This is a genomic window from Prosthecobacter fusiformis, assembly GCF_004364345.1.
GTDB classification, from domain to species: Bacteria; Verrucomicrobiota; Verrucomicrobiia; order Verrucomicrobiales; family Verrucomicrobiaceae; genus Prosthecobacter; species Prosthecobacter fusiformis.
The window spans coordinates 1-24,141 of record NZ_SOCA01000003.1 but is presented as its reverse complement, the minus strand read 5'-3'; the positions used below and the strand labels follow the sequence as shown (position 1 = coordinate 24,141).

The following is a 24,141-nucleotide window of genomic DNA, read 5'->3' as shown; positions in this document are numbered from 1 at the left end:
ATGTCCCGCACCCTCCGCTTTAATGTCGTGCTCTGGCGCAGCTCCCCTCAGGGTGGCTGGGCAGGCCGACTGCTGGATGACATGGCCAGTTATGGTTCCGCCAGCGGAGCCACCCCCACAGCCGTGCTGCGGGAGTTAAAGGACTACCTGCAATGCGTGGATGGCAGCGGTGATTTGTGGATGGTCGCACCTGATTTCCAGGACCCGGAAATGCGCGTGGTGAAGGTCCAGGCTGTGCCCGAGTATGCAGTGAAGGTCAAGGACGGTCATAACCGCACCCGCAGTGTGCCCTGTGCTGAAGCGGTGACGCTGAAGCTGCCCTGCGTAGTAGGCAAGCGTGAGAGCGGGCTGGTCTGTGCGATGCTGCCGACACTCAATGTAGAATTTGAGCTCAGCGGCCAGGACAAGGTGGAAGAAATGGCGCTTCATTATGCGCGCCAGGAATTGAAAGGGCTGACCCCTGCCAGCCTCATGCGGCTGCTTTCACCTGTGGAATGGAAGCTGGACGCGATCTCCTTCACCCCGCGCCGTCAGAAGGAGAAGGAGGATGACTTTAAACTGGAGGTGCTGCCCAAAGTCGCCGAGCACGCGGGATCCCCTGCCCTGCGCAAAACATCCCGCACCTGGGAGCGTGATGCGGAGGTGACCGACCTGGAAAACCGCCTGCGTCAAAGCCGGGGCAGCGTGCTGCTGGTGGGTGAATCCGGCTGTGGAAAATCGGCCGTTTTGATTGAAGCCGCCCGCCGGGTGGAAAAGCTGTCTGGGGAAAGTGGGCGCAAAGCGCAGCGCTTCTGGATCACCAGCGGCTCGCGCCTCATCGCTGGCATGCGCTGGTTAGGCGAGTGGCAGGAACGGCTGGAGGAAGTCATCGCCGAAGCAAGAAACGCGGAGGCCATCCTGGGCATCGAAAGCCTACAGGAGCTGCTGCGGCTGGGAGGCAGCAATCCGGAGAGCAGTCTCGCCGCTTTTTTAATTCCCTATCTTCAGTCAGGCGAGCTGCGGCTTGTGGTCGAAGCCACACCTGCGGAAGTGGATGCCTGTGAACGCAGCCTGCCAGGCTTCCTGGATGCCTTCTCCATCCAGCGCATGCATCCGCTGGCACCGGCCCAGGAAGACCGCGTATTGAATCTGGCCGCTCAGTCTCTCAATGGCAGCGGGGCCATGGATTTTTCAATGGAGGCCGCGCGCGAGGCGGGCCGTTTGTGCAAGCGTTTCCAACCCTATGCAGGCTTTCCCGGAACTCCGCTGGGCCTGATGAACGAAGCCGCTGCGCGTGCACGTGAAGCAGGCGGCCGCCAGGTGGCTCTGGCGGATCTGCGCCGCCTCTTTGCTGAAGGCACTGGCCTGCCTGATCAGCTCATGGATGAAACTGCCGTGCTAGATCCAGAAGCACTGCGTTCCTGGTTCAGTGAACGTCTCATCGCCCAGCCGCAGGCGGTGGATGCAGTCTGCCGCACATTGTTAAAATTCAAAGCTGGGCTCAATGATCCACGCCGCCCTCTGGCTGTCCTGCTTTTCACCGGCCCTACTGGCACAGGCAAGACACAATTGGCCAAGTTCCTGGGGGACTATCTCTTCCCCAACCGCCAGCCCAATGACCGGCTTGTGCGCCTGGACATGAGCGAATACGCTGGCCACGATGCAGCCCGCCGCCTGCTTGGCGATGCCTTTGGAGAACCCTCCGACCTGGTCAAACGCTTGCGTCAAAACCCCTTCACCGTCCTTCTCCTGGACGAGGTGGAAAAGGCCGCGCCTGAGGTCTTCGATACGCTGATGAACGTCTTTGATGAAGGCCGCCTCACCGATGCCCTGGGGCGCACCACCTGGTTCCGCAGTACAGTCATCATCATGACCTCCAACCTGGGCGCGCGGAAAGGCAGCGCCCTGGGTTTTGGTCCGGCATCTGCCACAGAGGCTGCACGTTCAGACACAAGCGCCATCACCCAATTCTTCCGGCCTGAATTTTTCAACCGCCTGGATCAGGTCGTCACCTTTGAGCCCCTGGGCCGCAGTGCCGTTGAATCCATTGCCCAGAGGGAGATCGCCGCCCTCATCCAGCGGGAGGGTCTGGCCCAGCGCGGCCTGCGGCTGGAGATCAGCGATGCCCTGCTGCAAACAGTCTGCGAACGCGGCTTTGACCCTGTCTATGGTGCACGTCCACTTCAGCGCCGGATTGAAGAACTCATTGTTATGCCATTGGCACGATGGATCGTCACCCATCCCGCCAGCAAGGACCTTCTGCTGCGTGTCACCTGGGACGCAAACAGGGCCACGACGGAGATTACTCCTCCTTAAGTTCATCCCGCAATTGATTGATGCCTTCACGCAGGTTGAGCACCCCGGTTTTCCAGGTCTCGAACAAAGGACGATGGACGGCATAAGCAGGGGTGGCCTGCATATCTTGGAGGGCGGCGAGGGCTTCGTTGGCCCAGTTCAGGCAGCGCTTGGTGATGGCAAGTACATACCCACGATCATTGCTGTCCTCCAGATCACGACGCGAATGCAGGGCACCGGCCAGCTTGCCGCTGATCTGCATGATGTTGGTCATAAAACGGTCCAGAGGATGATCAGGATCTTCGCCATGATCTTCGTTGAGGCCGGTCTGGCGCATCTCACGTCTGACCTGGACGACATACTCACGGGCCTGTTCATAGAGGGGGTGGGATTCATCCTCTTCGTCATCTTCCTGCCAGGATTCTGCCTCTTCAGCTTCGGCAGCAGCCTGGTCCATGAGTTCATTCCACTCACGCCGACGTTTCTTATCCTCACTGTCGTTCTCAGAAGGTTCCACGCCTTCCTGGGCATCGGCCATGTCTTCTAGCAGATGGTCCCAGCCCATGACGAATGCAGTCTTTTCCTCAGAGTCGTTGTCCTCGCCATACTTCTCGTAGGCTTCCATACTGGCATCGGTGAGGCGGTCGGAGGCTTTGAGTTGCTCTTCCCATTCTTCCTCTGAAAGCTCCAGGCTGGTATCGTCTTCGGAGTCGGTATCCTCACGAGGTTCAGGCCGCTGGATGATGCCGGCCAGGAAGTCGCGCATGGCCTGCATGTTAGCTAGTTTTTGAGCACCCTCCTCATCCTCATCCATCTCCCAGACATGCTCGGAGATGGTGATTTCAAAGTCGGCGCTTTCCACGACACAGCGGCCCTGCTCCGGGGTGAACCATTCCAGATAAAGGCTGTTGCGCCATTCTGTGGGCACTTCATCAATGCGGTCCTGACGGTAGGCTTCCTGCCATTCTTCCTCATCCACGGTGAAGACCTTCACCTTTCGAGAGGCGGTGATATCCCCGGCCATGCCAATTTGGACGGTGTTAAGCCGGGCCGAGGTGGATTGAGGAACGGGAGTGGGGTTTTTAAAAGTGAGCCGGGTGCCGGCCACATCCCGCCAGGCATCGCCATCAAGGTCCAACTCCACGGGCTGTTCACGGCCAAGCAGCCAGAGGCGACCGCGAATGCGACCACGCTCGGTGTTGTCCAGTTCACCATGGGTGATGGCAAGATCTATACGCAGGGCCATGATTCAGTAAGGAGTGCCTATGCTTTCAGTGCCTGTTCGATGTCTGCCCAGAGGTCTTCGACATGCTCTATACCAACAGAAAACCTGACCAGCCCGTCGGTCACGCCGGCGGCTTCACGGATATCCTTGGGTATGGAGGCATGAGTCATGGTTGCAGGATGGCATACGAGTGATTCGATGCCGCCGAGACTCTCGGCCTGCGTAAAAAGACGAAGCCGACGAATGAAGGCCAGGGCCTCATCCTGCGTATGCCCAAAGTCTGCGAGCAGCATGCCAGAGCCGCCGCTCATCTGCTTCCGCGCCAGCTCATACTGCGGATTGGAAGGCAGGAAGGGATAACGCACACTCTTCACATCCGCACGGCCCTCCAGGCGGGTCGCCAGCTCCAGGGCATTGGCGCTGTGCCGCTCCATGCGGATGGCCTCGGTCTTCACCCCGCGGGAAGTCAGCCAGGAATCAAAGGGGCTGGGCTGCAGACCCAGGGCCTTTTGGGCAAAGATCATCTTCTCCTGCCATTCGGCGGAGTTGGAACAGACCGCACCGCCCAAGGCATCCGAGTGGCCGTTAGTATATTTCGTGGTGCTGAGCAGGGACAGGTCCGCACCCAGATCCAGCGGCTTTTGCAACAGACTGGAGGCAAAGGTATTGTCCATCACGACCGTACTGCCGACACTATGCGCCACCTCCGAGATAGCGGCGATGTCGAGGATCTTGAGCAATGGATTCGTGGGCGATTCCAACCATACCAGGGCTGGTTTGATCTCGGCTATACGGGTATAATTCGCCGTATCCGCGAGGTCCAGATACTGGATGTCCACATTGAACTTCCGCAGCACACGCTCAAAGAGCCTATACGTGCAGCCATAGATGTTCTGCTCTGAAACGACAGTATCCCCCGCCTTCAACCCAAAGGCGATGGCAGTGATGGCGGATACGCCGCTGGCGAATACGGTACAGTGCTGGGCATTCTCCAGGCTGGCCAGAGTGTTTTGCAGGTTGCGATAGTTCGGGCTGCCGCTGCGGGTGTAGTCGAAACCGCCAGGATTCCCCGTCTCATAGGTCGAGGTCATGTAGATCGGCGGAATCACCGCACCAGTTTCGCTGCGGTAATCCTGGCCGATGTGGATGGCTCGGGTTTCAAAACGTGCTGCGCTGGGCACCGTGGGGTCGTCTTTCATGGTCGGGTAATTACACAATCATGCTGTAGCCCAAGATGCAAGCTTCGTACACCCGCTTGCGGGGGTGCGTCACTTCTCTTTGGCAGTTTCGACATCGGGCAGAAACACCGTCAGCAGACCCAGCAGGGGAAGGTAGGCACAGGCATGAAAGACAAAGTTGATGCCCTGTTTGTCTGCTACCGCACCCAGCACGGCCGAGCCGATGCCTGCAATGCCAAAGGCGAGACCAAAAAAGAGACCGGCGATCATGCCCACCTTTCCAGGCATGAGTTCCTGCGCATAGACCAGGATGGCCGAGAAGGCAGAAGCCAGCACCAGACCAATGATCACCGTCAGAATGGCCGTGGTCAGCAGTCCGGCATGAGGCAGCCACAGGGAGAAGGGGGCCACGCCGAGGATGGAAACCCAGATGACCCGCTTGCGACCAATGGCATCACCCACAGGTCCGCCAATGATGGTGCCCGCAGCTACCGAGAAGAGGAAGATAAACAGGTAATACTGCGAATGCTGCACAGAGACCTGGAAGCGGTCCATGAGGTAAAAGGTATAATAATTAGTCAGGCTGGCCAGATAGACATACTTGGAGAAAATGAGGATCACCAGCACAGCCACGGCAAAGGCGATGCGGCCAGTCGCGGGGGCGTCACTCAGGGAACCGGACATGGGCGCACGCTTCTTGTGAATGCGGTGAAGGTTTCGCCCCTGCCATTGCCCCACCTGGAAGAGTACCAGGACTCCCACCATGGCAATGATGGAGAACCATGACAGGGCAGCCTGACCGTGTGGCACGATGAACCAGGCGGCTAGCAAAGGACCAATGGATGTCCCTGCATTGCCACCAACCTGGAACAGCGACTGCGCCAGCCCGCGCCGCTTCCCCGCCGCCATGTGGGCGATGCGCGAGGCCTCTGGATGGAAGATGGCGGAGCCGCTACCGACCATGGCCGAGGCGATCAGAATGGCCGGGAAAGTATGCGCCTGGGACAGAAGCAATAAGCCGACCAAGGTCAGGCCCATGCCGACAGGCAGGGAATATGGCATGGCCCTTTTGTCCGTGATGTAACCGACCAATGGCTGCAAGAGCGAGGCGGTGCACTGAAAGGTGAGGGTGATAAGACCTAGCTGAGTGAAAGTGAGTCCATAGGACTCCTTGAGAACCGGATAGATGGCGGGAAGCAGGGCCTGAATGGTGTCATTCAGCATGTGTGAAAAGCTGATGGCAAAGAGCAGGGCAAACACGGTCTCCGTGGCTTTCTGCTGAGGCCTCACCCGGGGCGGCATCTCCTCGATCACTGTCTCATTCATAGGACCATGAGTCTTCGCCCAAAGGCTTCTTCATTCAAAGGACAGCCCTGGTGCATGGTGGGATCTCAATGGTATTTTTCTCGGATTGCATCTCGAAACTCGGCTGGGGTCTCGCCCACGTAACGGCGGAAAAAGCGGCTAAAGTAGGAGGGATCGTGAAAGCCGATCTGGTACCCGATTTCGGAGACACTGAGGTCCGAGTGGAGTAAAAGGCGCTTGGCATCGAGGAGCCGCCGGTGACGAATAAGCTCTCCTGCGGAATGACCTGTCTCTTCATGAATGACGTCATTGAGATGGTTCACGGTGACGCCCAGCTGCTTTGCATAGGGAGCCAGGGCCTGCCATTCCCGGAAGTGATGTTCCAGGGCCAGATGAAACTGGCGGGTCAGCAGGGCCGCGCGAGATGGCTCCTGCACTGGGTGACCCACGGCCTCCAGGCGACTGGCCTCGATGAAGAGAATGCGCAGCAGGGCACGCAATGCCTCCATGACACCGCGCCTGCCTTCATCGTATTCCCGCTGGAGGTCACTGAAGAGGGCGATGATCCGGGCGGCTTCCTTCTTTTCCACGGAGAACGAAGGAGCAGCACCCGAGGCGAAAAAGAAGGGCAGCTCAAAGAGCATGCTTGGCGGCGGCGACTGATGATCAAAGAAAGCCTGCGTGAATGAGGCGACGGTGCCATGCATGGACGGGCTGCGTGGATAAATGGTGTGCACCTGTCCGGGGCTGAGAAAGAACAGCGTTACGCCATTGACGTCATATTCACGGAAATCATGCATCAGGCGGGCGGGCCCCTGAATGAGGAAGAGCTGGAAGAAATCATGAAAATGCGGAATGAGCCGGGATGGCTCGCGGCTCATGGAAAGCTCCAGGGGCATGACCACCACGCCTTGCTGCCGCAGGCTGTCCTGTCCGTAGTCGCTCATCTGGAGCGAGGGGATGGTGCGGCGGTTCATGGAAAAGTAGTCTAGAGCTTTAGCTCGGCTGGCCTCGAAAGTTATTCAGGAGCGGGAGGCATTCCAATGTTTTACGAGCTGAGGTGTGATCGAATCCTAGCTCGGGAATGAAATGGTTTGTTCGATGTTATCGCGAGCTAAAGCTCTGGAGTACTTTGCCTCAGGCGAGGATGTCTTTGGCGACGACTCCAGCGACGTCGGTGAGGCGGAAGTTGCGGCCGGCGTAGCGGTAGGTGAGGCGTTCATGGTTGATGCCGAGAAGATGCAGGATGGTGGCGTGGAGGTCGTGGGTCTGGATGATACCGGTGGTGGCGGTATCGCCCATTTCATCGGTGCTGCCGTGGACGTACCCGCCCTTCACACCGCCGCCGGCCATCCACATGGTATAACCGCCGCCATTGTGACCGCGACCGTTGTACAGCTCGTTGTCATAAGCGGAACCACGGCCGAATTCACCGCCCCAGATGATGAGGGTTTCATCCAGCATGTTGCGCTGTTTCAGGTCGGCGATGAGACCGGCGATGGGCTTGTCAATCGAGTGGCACTGGCGGCCGAGGTTATCGCGCAGGCCGTTGTGATGATCCCAACCGGGAGAGGTGAGCTGGATAAAACGGACACCTTTTTCCGCCATGCGCCGGGCCATGAGACACTGGGTGCCGAAACGTTCGGTATCGCCATTATCAAGCCCATACATTTCGCGGATGTGCGCAGGCTCCTGGTCCAGGTCCAGTGTCATGGGTACGGAGGTCTGCATCTTGTAAGCGAGTTCGTAGGACTGAATGACGCCTTCGATTTCTGGATTGCCAGGATCCTGGCCGAGCAGGCGGCGGTTAGCCTTTTGGATGAACTCGATCTGCCGTTTCTGATCGGCATCGGAGAGGCGGCTGTTGCTGAGGTGGGCCACTCCACCGCCGCCTGAATTCAAGCGCGTACCCTGGAAGGTAGCCGGAAGGAAGGCGGAGCCGTAGTTCATGGCACCGCCGTTGTCAGCGATGGGATTGATGGTGACAAAACCGGGCAGGTCTTCAGCCTCTGAGCCGAGGCCATAGACCACCCAGGCACCCATGGACGGCCTAACAAATGATTCGCTACCTATATGAAGGGCGACGGTGGCCATCTGATGGGCGTTGGTGGCGGTCTTCATGCCATTGAGCATGCAGAGGCTATCGGCATGTTTGGCCAGTTCGGGAAAGGCCTCGGAGATCATCATGCCGCTCTGGCCGCGAGGTTTGAACTCAAAGGCGGAGCCCATGTACTTTTGAAGCTTTCTCTCCTGTGCCCGGACTAGCTCCGGCTTCCAGTCGAAGGTGTCCAGATGGCTGGGACCGCCCTGCATGAACATGAAGATGACACGTTTGGCCCTGGGAGCAAAATGCGGCGGCTTCGGGGCCAACGGGTTGATGGTCTTCGGCGGTGCGGCGGCATGCGCCCACTGCTGGCTGAGTGCCTGGAAGGCCAGCCAGCCGAAACCGGCACCGGTGGACTGAAGGATATGACGACGGGTGATCATGGCAGCTGGTGGAAGGAGATTTAGAACACGTAACGGAACTCGGCGGTGCCGAGCAGAGCCTGCACAAGGGTGGTCCAGCGGGAGGTATCGGAAGCTTCTTCGAAACTTTGGATGAGGGCGGTGGCCTCGGCGGATTCTTCGGGCGAGGGGGCGCGGCCTAACAAATAACGATATGCATGGGTCACGCCCTCGGAGGTGCTTTTGTCCTGCTCCAGAATTCGCGCAGCGATCTCGGCGGCAGTGTCTTCCATGAAGGGACTGTTCATGAAAAAGAGGGATTGGGGCGGCGTGGTGGTGACATCGCGGAGGCCTTTGATCTGGGTGGGACCGGGGAAATCAAAGGTGCTGAAAAGCTCGGGCACGGCATCGCGGATGACGGGGAGGTAGATGGTGCGAAAGGGGTCTTCAATCCCGATGAAACTCTGAGTGACGCCCATGCGGCCTTTGCCGCCAGTGCCACCCACCTGAATGCCTTCAGGACGATTGAGGTCGAGGCGGCCTGCCAGCTGAAGAAGGGTATCGCGCAGGGGTTCGATCTCGAGACGGCGGGCATTCATGCGCCAATGCAACTTGTTGCCTGCATCGGGATGATTGGGATCACTGGCGGTGCCGGTGGAGGAGGCGAGGCGATAGGTGCGGCTGAGCATCAGGGTGCGGATCAGCTTTTTGACGGACCAGCCACCTTCAACAAACCGGACGGCAAGATGATCCATCAGTTCTGGATGGGTAGGATCTGCGCCGGTGATGCCGAAATCATCCACGGTGCGGACGATGCCTTCACCAAAAAGATGCTGCCAGATGCGGTTGACCATGACGCGTGAGGTCAATGGATTGGCGGGGGAGGCGATCCACTGGGCCAGCTCAAAGCGGCCTGAAGATCCAGTGGCGATGGCGGGCAGGGGTGGCAAGCTGGGAACGGTGATTTTGCCACGTGCCGGAGCGGCCTCGCGTTCATACGGATCTCCACCGATGGCGAGTGCACAGTCGCGAACTTCGCCCTCGACCAGGCCCATGCTGAAATGCGGGTCCATGTCATACCGGGGAATCTGCTTGGGATTCCCAAGGGCGCGGATGTCATCCATGGAATGGACACCGGCGGGAAGTTTTTGCGGTGGGCCGATGGGTTCATTCAGGGAAGTGGGAAGGTCCACGAGCATCTCGGGATCCACATATCCGGCGCGAGTCATGTCATGGCGGTTGGCGAGGCCGGAGAGGGTGCGGCTACTGTAAAAAATGCCAGCGAGGGCATAATAATCCTTCTGGCTGACGGGTTCCGTCTTGTGATCATGACAACGTGCGCAACTGAATGTTAGGCCAAGGAAGGCGCGGGAGGAGACGTCCATCTGGTCATCCACCTGATCGAGCACGAACTGCTCATAACTGCCTTCTTGGAGGCTGAGGCTGCCCAGGGCCAGCATGCCGGTGCCAGTGATTTGCTCACGCCTTTGAGCGACGGTCTTTGCGGGCAGGAGATCACCAGCTAGCTGCTCGGCAATGAAGCGGTTATAGGGCTTGTCATTATTGAAGGAATCAATGACCCAGTCGCGGTAACGAAAGGCATACAGAAAGGGGGCGTTCCAGACGCGTCCGACACTGTCGGCATAACGCACCACATCCAGCCAGTGGCGGGCCCAGCGTTCGCCAAAACGCTCGCTCTGCAGAAAGGCGTCCACGACCTTGGCATAGGCGAGATCATCGCCTGCTGGGTCACCGACGAAGGCCTCCACTTCCTCGTGAGAAGGAGGGAGGCCGCGAAGGTCAAAAGAAGCGCGGCGGATCCAGGTGGCACGAGGTGCATCACCGATGGGGTGAAGGCTTTCCTTTTCCAGCCGGGCGAGAATGAAGCGGTCCAGGTCATCACGGGGCCAAGTGGATTCCTTGATCTCAGGGATGGGGGGACGTTGGATGGGCTTGTAGGACCAGGGGACTGGATTTTCATATTCAGCTGCCGAGAGAGGCACGGTGGCCAAGATGAGTCCGAAGGGAAACCAGAGCGGGTTCGCTTTCATGACTTGGCTCCTTTCATCTTCATCCAGGCACTGAGGGCGCGGACGTTTTGGACAAAGGTATCGCTGTAGATGACGCCGCCTTTAGGGGATATCTTTTTGCCGTTGGCATCGCGCATGATGCCGCGCTCATCCTTCGTCTCAGTCCAGGAGCCATCGGGTTTTTGCTCGCTGAGGATGCTGGCGATGTCTTTATCGGTGGGAGGATAGGACCAGCGTTCTTTTTCGGTACGGGGGAACACGACGAGCTCATCGCGAAAGATCTTGCGGCCTATGGTCTCGATGGCATCCAGCTCGCTGTCCCAAACCCAGCCATAATTCGAGGAGGCTTTTTTGTCGCTGTAGGTCAGTTCAAAACCTTTGCCGCCTTCACCACGCTCGAAGTAGAGGGGCTTGTTGGTCTGAAGTTCATAGAAGCGAGCGAGCTTGTTACCGGGGAGCAAGGACTTGCGTAGATAAGCGACAGCCTTGGCCACGGGGGGCAGGTATTTTTTATCGCCAGTGACGGCGCTGAGCTTCAACAGGGCCCACATGGCGGCCTGGGATTCGCGACCGCTGACGGAGCTAGGCTCAAAGGCGCGACTCCAGACGGGCTGCATATCGGCATCGTATTGCTGGGCCCAGGCGGGCTGGGGATCTGGCATCTGGGCGGTGACGAGGAAATCGCCGCCACGTTTGGCAGCAGCGAGGTATTTTTCATCCTGCCGGAGCTGCCAGGCGAGGAGCAGGGTGCTCATCAAGGTGGCATGGGTGTTGTCATTGAGGACATAACAGCCAGTGAAGTCTTTGGGCCATTTGCGCGGCCAGTCAGCGGGATAGTTGCCTGGCTTGACGGGGTATTTGTCCGCAGGAGGTGGCGAGGCGGGCCAGGTATCAAAACTGGCCGACCAGCCACCAGCTGGATACTGGGCATTGATGATAGCATTGAGGGCATAATCTGCCGCTTCATGGATCTCCTCATCCTTACCGCCGAGGGCGTGGTCCACCCGGATGAGCAGGCGGGTGGCGGCCTGGGTGACATCATCATCCACGGTGGAGTAGTTGGTGTCCTTGTGCTCCCGCTGCCGCCAGATGTGCCAGCCGGCCTCTCCCTGAGGGAATTTTTTGCGGTCAATCAGCCTGCCCTCCGTATCGCGGCGATAGAGGTGCTTTTGGCGGTTGGCGGTATCGAAATGGCCGGAGTAATCCCACCCGCCTGAGGTGAGCTGGGTGCGGGTGACGGCATGGGCGGCATCCACGGCGGCCTTTAAGCAAGCTTCATCCTGGGTGGCTTCGTAAGCATCAAGAAAGGCCATGCCGACGGCTGGGGTGCCGGGAGGCTGGATCCAGATGGTGTCCGGGCCGGGAATGCCCTCCGCCTCGCGCAGGGTGAAATCGGCACTGTAACGATAAACGTAACCGCCGTGGGAGGAGGCCTTGGTGTGATAAAAAGCGACGGCTTTGCTGAGGGCGATGCCGACCTCGGCGGGGGTGGCGGCCGAGGCGCACGAGGCGAGGCAAAGGAAGGTGAGGGCACGTTTCATAAAGGGTGCGTTTAGTGGCTGCCGGGCGACCGATGGGGAAATGGGGACGATTTTAAATTTTTCCCCATGTGGGGATTTTCAGACTCAACCCGTTGATCATGAAGGAGATGCGATGGGGAAAAGAATCCCCATGGTGTCCCCATGCCTTCCCCATCATCCCCCTATGGGGATGGGCGGGGAAAGACTGGTGAAAGGGTGGAGCCATGGGTGCACAGAGGTGCTGACAAGGTCCGGGGCGGGATGAAGTGGCGCAAGGAACTGGCACCCCCACTTAGGCCAAGTGGCGTTTTTTTAGTGCAGGGAAGGCGGGCTATTCTTTGGCGAATTTCACGTTCCTTTTGCCGTTGTCCCGCAGGGCATCCAAGGCAGACGTGACGCCTTTATAGGGGACATTGGATTCAGCGGTGATCTGAAAGAGAGTGTCGTTATTGCCAGCCATGGAGTGATGCAGGTAACCCCGGAGGCGGTTGAGTGGCATTTCCTCTCCCTGGATGATGACGGTTTCCCCTTTGTTGGTCAGATGCACTGAGATGGCTTCGCCACTGGTGCTGCTTTTGAGGCTGGTGCTTTTACCATCGCGCTCGCCCGACTTTGGACGTTCACCATCACGAGGACCCGTTTTGGGGCCGCCTTCACGGTCGCCGGTGCCAGGCTTTTTCGCACCGTCACGCGCACCGGTTTTGGGGCGGTCGCCGTCACCTTCACCGGTGCGGGGTTTGTCGCCATCGCGTTCACCCGTTTTAGGGCGGTCGCCGTCGCGAGGGCCTTCGGTCATTTTGCCATCGCCCTCACGGGATGTACGGGGGGCTTCGTTGGTGCTCTTTTCACCCGGCTCAGTGCTGCGCTGGCCTTCGCGGCTGCGATCCTTGGCGGGGATTTCTTTTTCATCTGCTGCGGTGGCGGTGGTGAAGGCGTAACAGGTCATCACACCAAAGGCGAGGGTGAAGAGGGCCTGGAGCCAGGGGCGGTTGCGGTTGGGTTGGGCGATCATGGTGATGCGTTGCAGCAGGGTGGGATGGTTGCGCACGCACGGGGCCAGTCCTGCCATGGCCGGGGGTGCAAAAAAGGTCTCCTGGATGCGGAGGAGGGTGTGGCCGTAGGACAATCTTTCGCCAGGGGAGAGGATGGCGAGGACGGCGGCATCGCACCGCAGCTCGCGGTCTGCCTGGAAGCGGGAACCGATGGTCCAGACGAGGGGATTGAACCAGTGGAGTGCCTGGACGGCGAGGGTGGCCCAATTCCACAGGAGGTCCCGATGACGGACGTGAAAGAGCTCATGCAGGAGGACGTGGCGGAGGCTGGCGTCATCGAACCGGGAGTGCCAGTCCTGAGGCAGGAGCAGGCGGGGGGAGCGGATGCCGGTGATGGCAGGGGTGGTGCCGGGAGGAAGGAGGAGGATGGTGACGGGCTGACGGACCCGGGCCAGGTGACGAAGGCACTCCAGCAGGGCGAGGAGCCGGGGATCCTGAGCGCGGGGGCAGGTGGCGAGCTTTTTTCCAAACTGGTGATGGCGGAACAGGGCGAAGCCGAGGACGGCCAGGGTGCCCGAGAACCAGAGGATGGCGATGAGATGCAGCGGACTGAGGCTGCGGGATGTGGAAGGAAGGGTGGCGGTGAGCGAGGGGGGAGCTGGGGAAGGGGTCGGGGCGGCGGCGAGAGGGCTGGCTGTGGCAGGTGAAATGAGGGCCACGGGAGCGGGCTGAAGCACGGAGCTGCTGGCCCAGCCGCCGAGGCCAAAGCCTGCGGGGATGCAGGCGGGGAGCAGCAGCTTTACCCCGACAAGCACCCATAAACCGATGCGCCAAGAAGCACCAAGGCGTGCGCCAAGAAGAACGCGCAAACCGAGGACGGCGAGGATGAGGACGCTGGCCTCCAGAGATGTACGCAGGAGCCAGTGCAGGGCAGTATCCAGAGTGGAAGCATTCATGGCCGGTGACGATTGCGATTACTTTTTGAGGTTCTTTTCGGCATCGCGGAGGACCTGCCGCAGGGCTTCGAGGTCGTCTTTGGACACTTCCTCCCGCTCCATCAATCCGGCGACGAAGGGGGCGAGGCGGCCATCGAAGACGCGATCCAGGAAGCTGCGGCTTTCTTCAAGCTGGCATTCATCCTGGGCGACGGCAGGGTAATAACGAAACTCACGGCCCACGGTTTCCACAGCGAGGGCACCTTTTTCAGCAAGGCGGCGGACGAGGGTCTGGACGGTGCGGGGCTTCCAGTGGAGGCGACCTTCGAGGTCTTTCACAACCTCAGCCACGGTGCTGGATCCACGCTCCCAGAGGACCTTCATGACGGTCCATTCGGCGTCAGAGATTTTGGGAGAGGAGGGGGGCTGGGGGTTAGGGGGCATTTTTGAATTACAAATGTAATCGTGAGTTTACAGATGTAATCCGATGGAGGGCAAGATTTTTTACGGTGGCGGTGAAAATTTGCGGCGGGGGGTGCAGGGACGAGTTTAGACCCAAGGTGCGTTAAGGGGTGATGACGTTGCTCGGGATGGGGAGGGGGGACGACGTTGCTTTCCGCTCAGGGGACTGAGCGGGCTACTTTTTTGCCAGGCTAGGACGACGCAAAAATTCGAGGCTTTTTGGTTGCGGCGATATCTGCCAAGTTATGCGAAGCTCGGGATGGGGAGGGGGGTGCGAGGATGCTTTCCGCTCAGGGACTGAGCGGGCTACTTTTGCTGAGCTTGACGCTACGAAAAAATTCGAGGCTTTTTGGCTTCGGCGCTATCTGCCAACCTATGCAAAGCTCGGGATGGGGAGGGAGTTGCGAGGATGCTTTCCGCTCAAGGACTGAGCGGGCTACTTTGCTATTCGAAGCGATAGCCGGCACCGTGGACGGTGCGGATGATGCGGGGATTGGCGGGGTCTTTTTCCACGCGCTTGCGAAGCTGGGAGATGTGCTGATCCAACGCACGGCTTTCGGGGAAGTAATCCACACCCCAGACTTCATCCGCCATGGTGTTGCGGTCCACGACCTTGCCACGGCGCTGGTAGAGGAGATTCAGCACTTTTACATCGCGAGGGCTGAGCTGGATCTCGGTGCCGTCACGGTAGGCACGAAGCTCGGCGGAGACGATGCGGAGGTCGTCCATCGTGAAGTCTTCCTCACGAGGAGCAGCGCCGGCACGGGCGGCGGTGCGGCGGAGGATGGCGCGGATGCGGGCGATGATCTCTTTTACACCGAAGGGCTTGGTCATGTAATCATCGGCACCCAGCTCCAGGCCGAGGACGGTATCTATTTCCTCGGCCTTGGCGGTGAGGAAGAGGATGGGGACGTTTTCGTCCATCTTGCGGATCTGTTTGCACACCTCGTAGCCGTTTTGGCCAGGCATCATGACGTCCAGGCAGACGAAGTCCGGGCGGGTGGCGCGGAAGAAATCGATGGCCTGGAGGCCGTCGCTGGCGGTGACCAGCTCGTAACCTTCCATGCTGAGGACCTCGCGCAGGGCTTCGCGGGTGTGGTCGTCGTCTTCGGCGATGAGGATCTTCATAAGGGTTGAACGGGCAGGGTGAGGATGAATCTAGCCCCATCTTTGTATAGGCTGCAAACTTCCAATGACCCTCCGTGAAGATCTGCCAGCTCCCGGGAGATGGTGAGGCCGATGCCGGTGCCGCTGACGCCTTCGTTTAAATCTGAGCGGAGACGCTCGAAAGGCTCAAAGACCATGCGGCGTTTTCCGGAGGGAATGCCGGGGCCGCGGTCCTCGACAATAATGCGGGCGCTGCTGCCGGTGCTTTCGGTGTGGATGGAGACCCATTTCCCATGAGCGGCGTATTTGTCCACATTGGAAAGGAGGTTGCTGAGGATCTGCTCGATGGCATCGGCATCGGCCTTCATGGTGGGGGGGCCATTGAGGGAGAGGTGAACTTTGAAGCCTTTGTTTTCCAAGAGGGTGCGCCAGTTTCCCACAGCCCGGCTGACGACTTCATCCAATATGATAGGGCGGGGCTGGACACTGAGCTTATCCCGCTGCTGGCGTGCGTAGTTGAGGACGTTTTGAATAAGGCGGTTGAGGCGGGCGGTCTCTGTCTCGACAACGCGGAGGTGGCGCTGGCAGATGATATCATTGGTGCTCTCGATGCGGTGAGCGGCCATCTCTGTATAGAGCTGGATATTGGTGAGGGGGGTCTTCAGCTCATGGGAGATCTGATTGACAAAACTGACGCGCTGCTGGGCGAGGCGGAGCTCGCGGGCATTTTCGCGAAAAAAGGTCCACGCGAGAGCGAGGACGAGGAGGCAGCCGGAGCCGACGCCTAACAAAATGGGAAACAGGTAGGGTTTGGGGAATTCGATAGCGGCGGGGGAATAGCTCAAGAACCACTGGGTGAGGGGTGCGGAGCATTGCTTCACAGCTGCGGGACGTGTGAGAGAGCCGGGCAGGCTGCGCCCGGCGGTGTGGAGGGGGATGCCGCTGCGGGTGGTGAGGGTGAGGCGGCCGGGGTATGCCTGCAACCCAGGGGGTGGCAACCGGCTGAAAAGGGCATGGCGGAGAGCCCGGCTATCCAGCCGCGCACAGATGATGGTGCCCGGAGAGAGCTGGCGCCAATAAATGAAATCGCCATCGGTGACGTGCCAGCCGGAGCTGAATGCAGGCATGGGGCCGGGCTTGACGAGTCCTTTTTGATGATAACCCTCCGTGCGCGCGAAGGTCTGCCAGATGGCCTGACGGCTGCGGTCTGGATCCTGCTGGGAGCTGGCTTCGATGACCAATGCGAAAGGCTCCATCGCCTCTGCGGAGCGGGGCAGGGGGAGGCTGAGAATGTGCTGGAGCATGCGGGCGCGGGTGGCGGCATCCGCACCGACATCCTGAGACTGATCACCTTTTTCGGTGACGATCTCCGCCACGCCATTCTGTGAGGCGATCCAGGTCTCCATGGTCCAGGGATGTGTGCCGAGGGCCATGGCGGTGGATTTAGGATCCGAATTAGCGGGGGCATCCAGGAGGTCTAACTGGTCCGTGAAACGGCGCAGGTCATCGGCAAGCTGGTGGTCTGCAACGGCGAGGCGTTCCGCCAGCACGGCCTGCATGGCAGAATCTGTGCTGCGTGCGGCATCGCGAATCAGGTAAGTACCCAACCAGGTGAGCAACGCCAGCGGCGTGACGACCAGAAGGATGAGCAAGAGATTGGTTCGGCGCTGCTGCATGAACTTTGTTGGTTACGATAAGGCAACGAGGCCATCGCAACAGCGAGTTTATGCAGAGAATTTTCGCGGCTTTGCGAATCAGCAAGAAAAGGAGGCGTGCAGGCGACCTGCGATCTACCGCCCCTTTTCCGTCTATCATTGGTTAGGCTGCCTTTTCGCCCGGGTCCTGAGAAAGGACGGCGGCTGCATAGCTGCCAAGGGCAAGGGTGATGCTGAAGGGGTGTCCTTCCCAATCGCCTTCGGTGGCCATGGCATCCACGCAGGGATGACCCGCGAGGTCTCCTCCATAGACCTGGGCATCACTATGGAAGCGGATGCGCCAAAGGCCGGAGGAGGGGACGCCGATGCGAATATCATCCGCAGGCTGATGGCCGAGGTTTAGTATAACGATGACATCATCCCCAGAGCCACCTTCACGCCAGCGACGGTAGCCAAGCACCTTACGCCCGTGCTCAACATGATGAACGTGAATGTTCTGGCCCATGAGACCTGCGGTGCAGCCTTCAAAGTTCCGGCGCATTTTGGCTAGGTCGCGATAGATTTGAACGACGCCTTGAAACTCCTCCGTGCGTGACCAATCCAGAGGTACATCGTCACGGAACCATTCATCGGTGAGGAATTCCTGGCCTTGAAAAATCATAGGAATGCCAGGAGCTGTATAGACCATGACAGCACCGAGATTTGCCCTTTGGCGGGCAGGCAGTGCACTGGCATCTGAAGGAACGATTTCAGACGGAAGACGGGCTTTGCCGTTAGCGACTTCGTCGTGTGATTCGGTATAGATGACACGTTTGAAGGCATCGCCATCAAAGCAGCAGGTGAGGGCGGATTGAAGGGCCTCGAGATTGCGATGCTGGTCCTCGGCCTGGATCATGACGGCACGCACGGGATGGACAAAATCAGCATTCCACTGGCTGCGGAATCCAGCTCCACCAGCCCCGGTATCCTTGACCATCCATTCACTGTCCCGAAGATCTTCAGCAATGGTGATGGCCTGAGGATAATGGGCGTGGATTTCGTCATTGACCCATTGCATGAGGCCCCAGCCTTCGGAGAGATCATCATCAGGATGGCCGGGATTTCCCTGACAGCTGCGGATGAAGACGGTCATGTCCCAGCGCAAGCCGTCCACGCCGTATTCTTCAAACCACATGATGGCATTGTCGCGGATGTAAGAGCGGACCTCGCCGCGTCCATAGTCGGGACGGGTATCCCCCCAAGGGGTGCTGGAGCGTTGATCATTGTAGAAATAGATGCCGCCTTTTTCATTCTCTGACCAGCCATCGAACTGCCAGAGGCCGAGGTCTGAAGGGCCGAAGTGATTGTAAACGACATCCATGATGACGGCGATGCCGTGATCATGCGCGGCTTTAACAAAAGCCAGCAGTCCCTCTGGCCCACCATAGGCGGACTCGATGGCGTAAGGACAGGCAGGATTGTAACCCCAGGACATGTCGCCGGCGAATTCCGCCACGGGCATGAGTTCAATGGCATTGATACCGAGGTCTTTTAAATAATCCATCTTTTCGATGGCGGTGGAAAAGGTGCCATGAGCGGCACCCTCATGCACATGGAAGGAACCGATGTGCATTTCATAGATGATCATTTCATCCATGGTGGGCGGAGTGAATTCGCCACCGGCAGCATCGCGTCGCGACTTCCAGACGAGTGAATTGCCAATGGAGTTTTCCATGCACCGGGCACGGGGATCCGGCCGGGTGAATTCCTTTTCACCATTGCGAATGTGATAAAGGTAGCCTTGGCCTTCCTCCGCCTCTTCCACCAAGGCAAACCAAGTGCCACCTTCCTCCCTCTGCATGGGACAGGCCTGCGGATCCCATTTGTTAAAAGTGCCTACCACCGACACGCTGTCTGCATGTGGTGCCCAGACACGGAATGCGGCACCTTTTGGCTGCACCATGCAGCCCATGCCAGGAATGACTTTGATCTTTTGCAGGGCAGCTTTGCGATCGCTCATGAGAGGGAGGAAGTTTGGCAAGTGATTTGGGACGGCGGGAGATGATCTATTTGCGGCCTGCGACCATCCGGTAAATCAGCAGGAGAATGAGCGAACCGAGAATGGCGATGCCGAGGCCACGCAGGTCAAACTGCTGCACGGAACCGAAACCAAGCTGGGTGCCGATCCAACCACCGACGGCAGCACCGACGATGCCCAGAAGGATGGTGATGAAACAGCCACCAGGGTCCTTGCCTGGCATGAGAAATTTAGCGATGCCACCAGCGAGGAGGCCGAGAATGATCCAGGAAAGAATGCCCATAAAATTTGAAGATTAGAGATGATTACTTGAAAAACGACCTGGCCTAGGCAGATGCGGGGGCATCTGCAGGCCAGGTATCAGGGATGCTTACTCGGTGACCTTTTCCACGGCATCGCGGACGGGTTCACCTGGGCGTGCGTCCAGGGCGTCATCCACTTTGTCGCCGATTTTTTCACCAGGTCCTTTTTCCCGGCAGCTCACGGAAGTGAGGGTCAGGGTGGTCGCTGTGATGGCCAGAGTGAGGATGCGGATGAGTTTCATAGTCTTTGTTAGGTTGATGTTATGTGCGGTCAGAAAACGCACTCCAAAGATCTATGCAGGCTGTGTGCCATTGGATTCTGATGAAATGTAATGCGTTGTTTATCAACATATTTACATACTGCAAGAGTTCGCGTTGATGGCATTATTCGAGCATTCTGCACGAGCGGCTATGGTTCATTGGGCTATTTGCACAGCGGTCATTTTGGGCAGTGTGCAATTTGCTCTTTACATCGTGTTGTTTTTACACTTACATAATCAGCATGAAGCATGTTTATGAATACCCGCGCGCTGCGTTGACAGTGGACTGTGTGGTGTTTGGCTTTGATGAAACGGAGCTGAAGGTGCTGCTGATTGAACGTGGACTACAGCCCTTCAAAGGCCAGTGGGCGCTGCCGGGCGGCTTTGTGCGTGTGGATGAAACCCTGGACGATGCTGCACGGCGTGAGCTGGTGGAAGAGACGGGCCTGGCCAAGATTTTTCTCGAGCAGCTTTATACCTTCAGCCGGGTGGACCGCGATCCGCGTGAGCGGGTGATCAGCGTGGCCTACTATGCGCTCACCAAACCCGCCGATCACCGCACCCATGCCACCACCGATGCAGCGGATGCGCAGTGGTTTCCAGTGAGCCAGGTGCCAGCGCTGGCCTTTGATCATGCGGATATTTTGGCAGTGGCCCTGCAACGCCTGCGCGGCAAGCTGCGCTATGAGCCCATCGGCTTTGAGTTGCTGCCGCCCAAGTTTACGCTGAGCCACCTTCAGCACCTATATGAGACCGTTTTGGGCACGCCTTTAGACAAACGGAACTTCCGCAAAAAGGTACTCAGCTACGGCCTGCTCCTCCCCCTGAATGAAACCCACCGCGAAGGCGCCCACCGCCCCGCCCAACTCTTCCGCTTTGATCCCGTGCGGTATGAGAAACTGAAGAAGAAGGGATTCCACTTTGAATTATGAAACCTCCACGTCCTCCCAATCTTCCTTTTGCCCGCAGTTATTGGGTTGTCCCAGGCAAGCTGCTCGCCGGTTTTCTGCCTGGAGATCGAGATCCCTTTGTCGCTAAGGCGAAGCTAGAATCGCTGCTCAATTGTGGCATCTCGCACATCACCAATCTCATGGAAGAGGACGAGTCGGATCCCCTGAACCGGCGGAAGTTCACGGATTACACCCCCGAATGGTTTGATCTGGGCGCTATCCGTGGCGAGCCGGTGACGTGGGATCGAAGCCCTATTCGTGATCTGGGCATTCCGCGAATCGCCGACATGACTGCTACGCTGGATCTCCTGGATGAAGTGCTGGCGGAGGACCGAGCTGCCTATGTGCACTGCTGGGGCGGCAAGGGTCGCACGGCCACGGTTATTGGCTGCTGGCTGGCCCGGCATGGCGAGACCGATCCTCTGAGCAAACTGCAGCAGCTCACTGCCCATGCGCGCATTCATTTTCCGGTCATTCCTGAAACGGCGCAGCAACGCGCCTTTGTGCAGAACTGGAAGGTGAACCAATGAACGGGCCTAACAAATAACAGCGTATTTTATGGGGGCAAATGGGGTGCACCCTCCTGAGGGTTCCGCCAGCTCTTCTGCTTTGATCCCAAGCGGCAGGAGACCGAACAAGAAAGGATTTTGTTTGAGTTATGAATTCGCCACTTATCCTGCAACAACTTGACTTTGATGCGGAGCACTTGATACGCGTCCACCCGCCTGTCTGGAAGCATCCTCACAAAGAAGCCGTCTATGACCGGATCAGTCGTGAAGGGAGTCCTGTGCACGGAACATTGCGTTATACACGCTGGATGTTGAGCCCTTTATCCGGGCCCTTGGAATCCAGCGCCTGCAACGTCCGGTGCAGGCCCGGGTTTTATTCCTATCCGCAGTCGGATCCAGGCTGCTGGCATGTGAACTTTGCTGACCCAAGACTGTTTGCGGCCTATGGATCGGCGCTGATGGCGCAGGATGAATGGCAGGTGCTGGAACATCCGGTGCTCGGCTCTTTGCGTGAAGCCTTGCTGCATGAGGGGCATCCTGCGCTGACGCGGGAAAATGGAGCGAGCACGCCGGTGACCATCTCCAATGTGCCGAGAGTGTGCGCCATGGATCTCACAAGTACGTCCAGCGGTGCCAGCAAAAGTCCCTGGTGGGGCCGTCTCTTCAGACTCTCTGAGAAGCCAGGCGAAGGAGCAACGAATTCTGGTCCTCTGTATGGCAATGCGTTTGGCGTTGCTAACAGGGAAAGAATCCTTCAGGCGACGACGGTTCTGAAGCCCGCCTCGTCGTCGAATATCATTGCCATGGCAGCCCCGACAGGGTCTGGCCGCTATTCTTCTCGTCAGATTTTGGACATTTTACAGACTGCTTTTACCGGCTTCTCAGCGGCGGTGAAGGAGTCGGAACGTGCGGGTTTGATGCCGCAGGAAGTGGAGATTCACACGGGGTGGTGGGGATGCGGAGCCTTTGGAGGCAACCGGGTTCTCATGGCCATGCTCCAAGTGCTCGCCGCGAGAATGGCCCAAGCGGGGAAGGTGGTGTTTTACGTGGGCGAAGAACGCAACCGCTTCGACTTCGAGGAGGGGATGGCTTTTTTAGAGGGCCTCAATGGGGGTGCCGGAAGAGAAGTTTCGGAGATCGTCCGGGGGATCGGGGGCCTTGGTTTCTCCTGGGGAAAGAGTGACGGCAACTGATCTCAGCAACGATTGGAATGATTGAAAAAAATGAATGACGAACTAACGACACGAAGAAGCAAGTTTCTCAGCCTGGTGCTGCGGCACGAGCCGGAGAGGGCGGGGTTGCGGCTGGATTCGGCGGGCTGGGTTTCTGTGACCGACTTGCTGGCCGGATGTGCGACGGCAGGCAGGCCGGTTACGCTGGAGGAGCTGGACCATGTGGTGAAGACGAATGCAAAGAAGCGTTTCGAATTCAGCGCGGATGGCACCCGTATCCGCGCCAGCCAGGGTCACTCTGTGGAGGTGGAGCTGGAGTATGCGGCCAAGGTTCCGCCGACTGTTCTTTACCACGGGACGGCGACCCGGTTTCTAGACTCCATCCGGGAAAAAGGTCTGCTGAAGATGCAGCGTCATCATGTACATCTCTCCGCTGAAACGCAGGTGACCCTGCAAGTGGGTGCGCGGCATGGAATCCCGGTGCTGCTGCACGTCCACGCGGAGGCCATGCATCAGCAGGGATATGTCTTTTACCAAAGCACGAATGGCGTGTGGCTGGTGGAGCATGTGCCGGTGGAATTCATTGTGTTTCCGTAACTTGGATATCTTTATTTCGCCCCTTCGGACTTGGTTAAATTATTATGAATGTAGAATCCACTCATACCGCTCGATTTCAGCGAGCCCTGCTATCGCTTGACGGCCTCTCCGTCGGAGATTCGTTGGGGCAGCTGCTAACAACCTGTGCACGGGGTGCCAGACGCGTTATTGCGGAAGGAGCTCTGCCGGGGCCAAAATGGTGGCATACGGATGATACGCAGATGGCCATGGCTATAGTGGAGGAGCTGGCTGAGATGAAACGCATTTCGCAGGATTCACTCGCCCATCGTTTTGCAGAACGTTATCAGGTCGATCCAGGTCGTGGTTATGGCAAAGGAGCACGGATGCAGCTTGAGCAAATCCTTGCCGGGGATTCTTGGCAACAGACATCTGTCGCAGCCTTCAATGGCCGTGGTTCCAAAGGTAATGGGGGTGCGATGAGAGTGGCTCCTTTGGGAGCTTACTTTGCAGATGATGTGGATCTCCTGATCACAGAAAGCCGGGCATCGGCTCTGATCACTCACTCACACCCTGAGGGGGTGGCGGGCACTGTGGCCGTGGCGCTCGCCGCCGGAGCTATCTGTAAGGCACAAGGTCAGCCAATGTCTGAAGCCCGCGAGAAGCTGTGGGAAACGGTGCTGAAGCTGACTCCAGAAGGAGAAACCCTTGATGGTATCCGAAAGGCATCGGTCGTTCCTCTGGAAATGGAACCTGAATATGCGGCACGGCTTCTTGGCTCGGGTTATCTGGTCACGGCTCCTGACACGGTCCCGTTCGCTCTCTGGTGCGCGGCAAGGCATCTCGATGACTATCAGGAAGCGATGATCAATACTCTCGAAGGAGACGGAGATTGTGATACCAATTGCGCCATTGTCGGAGGCATTGTGGCCCTTTTTGTTGGGCGAAATGGCATACCGGAGAATTGGCTCAAGGCCCGTGAACCTCTGGATCTAAACTTGTGATGCATCCCCAAAGCTATACTCACAATGCCACCCTTTGCTGCCTCCTCGACACGACTGTAGGTTCGCAGGCTCTTTCTGCGAAGGACGTGGAGTGTCCCGCCCTTTCAGGGCTCTATGGCGGAGGTATGCGCGGGGTGTTACCGCCCCAGGGCTGCACTTCGTTTACCCTTGTATGTTCAATTCCGTTTCGTTCATCGCCATGCTTTGCATTGTTATGGACAGCCGGTTTGGCTCGGGCGGGCGG

Annotated in this window: 20 protein-coding genes; 6 read left to right on the top strand and 14 right to left on the bottom strand. The window is 58.5% G+C overall.

The features are described from left to right. On the top strand, window positions 1-2,295 hold the full coding sequence (locus EI77_RS09535) for an AAA family ATPase (protein ID WP_133795042.1): 2,295 nt from the start codon (window positions 1-3) through the stop codon (window positions 2,293-2,295). Here the strand turns inward: EI77_RS09535 and EI77_RS09530 are convergent. The 14 genes from EI77_RS09530 to EI77_RS23325 all read right to left on the bottom strand — a co-directional run bounded on the left by EI77_RS09530 (window position 2,282) and on the right by EI77_RS23325 (window position 19,689). Next, window positions 2,282-3,520 carry a hypothetical protein gene (locus tag EI77_RS09530; RefSeq protein ID WP_133795041.1) on the bottom strand — a complete coding sequence of 413 codons (1,239 nt, stop codon included), beginning with the start codon at window positions 3,518-3,520 and terminating at the stop codon, window positions 2,282-2,284. The two genes, EI77_RS09535 and EI77_RS09530, sit on opposite strands and share 14 nt — an antisense overlap. A 17-nt stretch (window positions 3,521-3,537) precedes the next feature. Next, window positions 3,538-4,698: a trans-sulfuration enzyme family protein gene (locus tag EI77_RS09525; protein WP_133795040.1), complete on the bottom strand. Its 1,161-nt coding sequence runs from the start codon at window positions 4,696-4,698 to the stop codon at window positions 3,538-3,540. 69 nt (window positions 4,699-4,767) lie between these two features. Continuing rightward, window positions 4,768-6,003 carry an MFS transporter gene (locus EI77_RS09520; RefSeq protein WP_133795039.1) on the bottom strand — a complete coding sequence of 412 codons (1,236 nt, stop codon included), beginning with the start codon at window positions 6,001-6,003 and terminating at the stop codon, window positions 4,768-4,770. Between the two features lie 65 nt (window positions 6,004-6,068). Continuing rightward, window positions 6,069-6,959: a helix-turn-helix domain-containing protein gene (locus EI77_RS09515; protein ID WP_133795038.1), complete on the bottom strand. Its 891-nt coding sequence runs from the start codon at window positions 6,957-6,959 to the stop codon at window positions 6,069-6,071. A 160-nt stretch (window positions 6,960-7,119) separates the two neighbouring features. Further along, window positions 7,120-8,469, bottom strand: coding sequence for a DUF1501 domain-containing protein (locus EI77_RS09510; RefSeq protein WP_133795037.1), 1,350 nt, complete (start codon window positions 8,467-8,469; stop codon window positions 7,120-7,122). A 20-nt stretch (window positions 8,470-8,489) separates the two neighbouring features. Next, window positions 8,490-10,478, bottom strand: a complete 1,989-nt coding sequence (locus tag EI77_RS09505; RefSeq protein WP_133795036.1) for a DUF1549 and DUF1553 domain-containing protein — start codon at window positions 10,476-10,478, stop codon at window positions 8,490-8,492. Next, a complete protein-coding gene (locus tag EI77_RS09500) occupies window positions 10,475-11,998 on the bottom strand; it encodes a polysaccharide lyase (RefSeq protein WP_133795035.1) in 1,524 nt (507 codons plus the stop codon). Before EI77_RS09500 ends, EI77_RS09505 begins: the two co-directional genes overlap by 4 nt. A gap of 310 nt (window positions 11,999-12,308) precedes the next feature. Next, complete coding sequence (locus tag EI77_RS09495; protein ID WP_133795034.1) at window positions 12,309-13,925, bottom strand: M56 family metallopeptidase; 1,617 nt, start codon at window positions 13,923-13,925, stop codon at window positions 12,309-12,311. 18 nt (window positions 13,926-13,943) lie between these two features. Beyond that, window positions 13,944-14,348, bottom strand: coding sequence for a BlaI/MecI/CopY family transcriptional regulator (locus tag EI77_RS09490; RefSeq protein WP_133795033.1), 405 nt, complete (start codon window positions 14,346-14,348; stop codon window positions 13,944-13,946). 462 nt (window positions 14,349-14,810) lie between these two features. Continuing rightward, entirely contained in the window at window positions 14,811-15,494 is a 684-nt protein-coding gene (locus EI77_RS09485; RefSeq protein ID WP_133795032.1) for a response regulator transcription factor, read from the bottom strand. Beyond that, on the bottom strand, window positions 15,491-17,149 hold the full coding sequence (locus tag EI77_RS09480) for a sensor histidine kinase (protein ID WP_133795031.1): 1,659 nt from the start codon (window positions 17,147-17,149) through the stop codon (window positions 15,491-15,493). Before EI77_RS09480 ends, EI77_RS09485 begins: the two co-directional genes overlap by 4 nt. A 142-nt stretch (window positions 17,150-17,291) precedes the next feature. After that, entirely contained in the window at window positions 17,292-19,127 is a 1,836-nt protein-coding gene (locus tag EI77_RS09475) for an alpha-amylase family glycosyl hydrolase (RefSeq protein WP_208300319.1), read from the bottom strand. Window positions 19,128-19,173: 46 nt separating this feature from the next. Continuing rightward, complete coding sequence (locus EI77_RS09470) at window positions 19,174-19,428, bottom strand: GlsB/YeaQ/YmgE family stress response membrane protein (RefSeq protein ID WP_133795030.1); 255 nt, start codon at window positions 19,426-19,428, stop codon at window positions 19,174-19,176. An 87-nt stretch (window positions 19,429-19,515) separates the two neighbouring features. Next, window positions 19,516-19,689: a hypothetical protein gene (locus EI77_RS23325; RefSeq protein ID WP_166647154.1), complete on the bottom strand. Its 174-nt coding sequence runs from the start codon at window positions 19,687-19,689 to the stop codon at window positions 19,516-19,518. Between the two features lie 260 nt (window positions 19,690-19,949). Between EI77_RS23325 and EI77_RS09465 the strand changes: the two genes are divergently transcribed. The 5 genes from EI77_RS09465 to EI77_RS09445 all read left to right on the top strand — a co-directional run bounded on the left by EI77_RS09465 (window position 19,950) and on the right by EI77_RS09445 (window position 23,897). Further along, window positions 19,950-20,639, top strand: a complete 690-nt coding sequence (locus EI77_RS09465; protein WP_133795029.1) for an NUDIX hydrolase — start codon at window positions 19,950-19,952, stop codon at window positions 20,637-20,639. Then, the gene (locus EI77_RS09460; RefSeq protein ID WP_133795028.1) at window positions 20,636-21,187 is read left to right on the top strand and encodes a protein-tyrosine phosphatase family protein; all 552 of its coding nucleotides are present in this window, start codon (window positions 20,636-20,638) and stop codon (window positions 21,185-21,187) included. Before EI77_RS09465 ends, EI77_RS09460 begins: the two co-directional genes overlap by 4 nt. A 128-nt stretch (window positions 21,188-21,315) precedes the next feature. Next, the gene (locus tag EI77_RS09455) at window positions 21,316-22,359 is read left to right on the top strand and encodes a hypothetical protein (RefSeq protein WP_133795027.1); all 1,044 of its coding nucleotides are present in this window, start codon (window positions 21,316-21,318) and stop codon (window positions 22,357-22,359) included. A 30-nt stretch (window positions 22,360-22,389) separates the two neighbouring features. Continuing rightward, window positions 22,390-22,935, top strand: coding sequence for an RNA 2'-phosphotransferase (locus EI77_RS09450; protein WP_133795026.1), 546 nt, complete (start codon window positions 22,390-22,392; stop codon window positions 22,933-22,935). A 44-nt stretch (window positions 22,936-22,979) separates the two neighbouring features. Beyond that, on the top strand, window positions 22,980-23,897 hold the full coding sequence (locus EI77_RS09445; protein WP_133795025.1) for an ADP-ribosylglycohydrolase family protein: 918 nt from the start codon (window positions 22,980-22,982) through the stop codon (window positions 23,895-23,897). The last annotated feature ends 244 nt before the right edge of the window (window positions 23,898-24,141 follow it).

Excerpts from the sequence above, each read along its gene's own strand:
- EI77_RS09535 (WP_133795042.1), top strand. The coding sequence starts at position 1 with ATGTCCCGCACCCTCCGCTTTAATGTCGTGCTCTGGCGCAGCTCCCCT.
- EI77_RS09530 (WP_133795041.1), bottom strand. The coding sequence starts at position 3,520 with ATGGCCCTGCGTATAGATCTTGCCATCACCCATGGTGAACTGGACAAC.
- EI77_RS09525 (WP_133795040.1), bottom strand. The coding sequence starts at position 4,698 with ATGAAAGACGACCCCACGGTGCCCAGCGCAGCACGTTTTGAAACCCGA.
- EI77_RS09520 (WP_133795039.1), bottom strand. The coding sequence starts at position 6,003 with ATGAATGAGACAGTGATCGAGGAGATGCCGCCCCGGGTGAGGCCTCAG.
- EI77_RS09515 (WP_133795038.1), bottom strand. The coding sequence starts at position 6,959 with ATGAACCGCCGCACCATCCCCTCGCTCCAGATGAGCGACTACGGACAG.
- EI77_RS09510 (WP_133795037.1), bottom strand. The coding sequence starts at position 8,469 with ATGATCACCCGTCGTCATATCCTTCAGTCCACCGGTGCCGGTTTCGGC.
- EI77_RS09505 (WP_133795036.1), bottom strand. The coding sequence starts at position 10,478 with ATGAAAGCGAACCCGCTCTGGTTTCCCTTCGGACTCATCTTGGCCACC.
- EI77_RS09500 (WP_133795035.1), bottom strand. The coding sequence starts at position 11,998 with ATGAAACGTGCCCTCACCTTCCTTTGCCTCGCCTCGTGCGCCTCGGCC.
- EI77_RS09495 (WP_133795034.1), bottom strand. The coding sequence starts at position 13,925 with ATGAATGCTTCCACTCTGGATACTGCCCTGCACTGGCTCCTGCGTACA.
- EI77_RS09490 (WP_133795033.1), bottom strand. The coding sequence starts at position 14,348 with ATGCCCCCTAACCCCCAGCCCCCCTCCTCTCCCAAAATCTCTGACGCC.
- EI77_RS09485 (WP_133795032.1), bottom strand. The coding sequence starts at position 15,494 with ATGAAGATCCTCATCGCCGAAGACGACGACCACACCCGCGAAGCCCTG.
- EI77_RS09480 (WP_133795031.1), bottom strand. The coding sequence starts at position 17,149 with ATGCAGCAGCGCCGAACCAATCTCTTGCTCATCCTTCTGGTCGTCACG.
- EI77_RS09475 (WP_208300319.1), bottom strand. The coding sequence starts at position 19,127 with ATGAGCGATCGCAAAGCTGCCCTGCAAAAGATCAAAGTCATTCCTGGC.
- EI77_RS09470 (WP_133795030.1), bottom strand. The coding sequence starts at position 19,428 with ATGGGCATTCTTTCCTGGATCATTCTCGGCCTCCTCGCTGGTGGCATC.
- EI77_RS23325 (WP_166647154.1), bottom strand. The coding sequence starts at position 19,689 with ATGAAACTCATCCGCATCCTCACTCTGGCCATCACAGCGACCACCCTG.
- EI77_RS09465 (WP_133795029.1), top strand. The coding sequence starts at position 19,950 with ATGAAGCATGTTTATGAATACCCGCGCGCTGCGTTGACAGTGGACTGT.
- EI77_RS09460 (WP_133795028.1), top strand. The coding sequence starts at position 20,636 with ATGAAACCTCCACGTCCTCCCAATCTTCCTTTTGCCCGCAGTTATTGG.
- EI77_RS09455 (WP_133795027.1), top strand. The coding sequence starts at position 21,316 with ATGAATTCGCCACTTATCCTGCAACAACTTGACTTTGATGCGGAGCAC.
- EI77_RS09450 (WP_133795026.1), top strand. The coding sequence starts at position 22,390 with ATGAATGACGAACTAACGACACGAAGAAGCAAGTTTCTCAGCCTGGTG.
- EI77_RS09445 (WP_133795025.1), top strand. The coding sequence starts at position 22,980 with ATGAATGTAGAATCCACTCATACCGCTCGATTTCAGCGAGCCCTGCTA.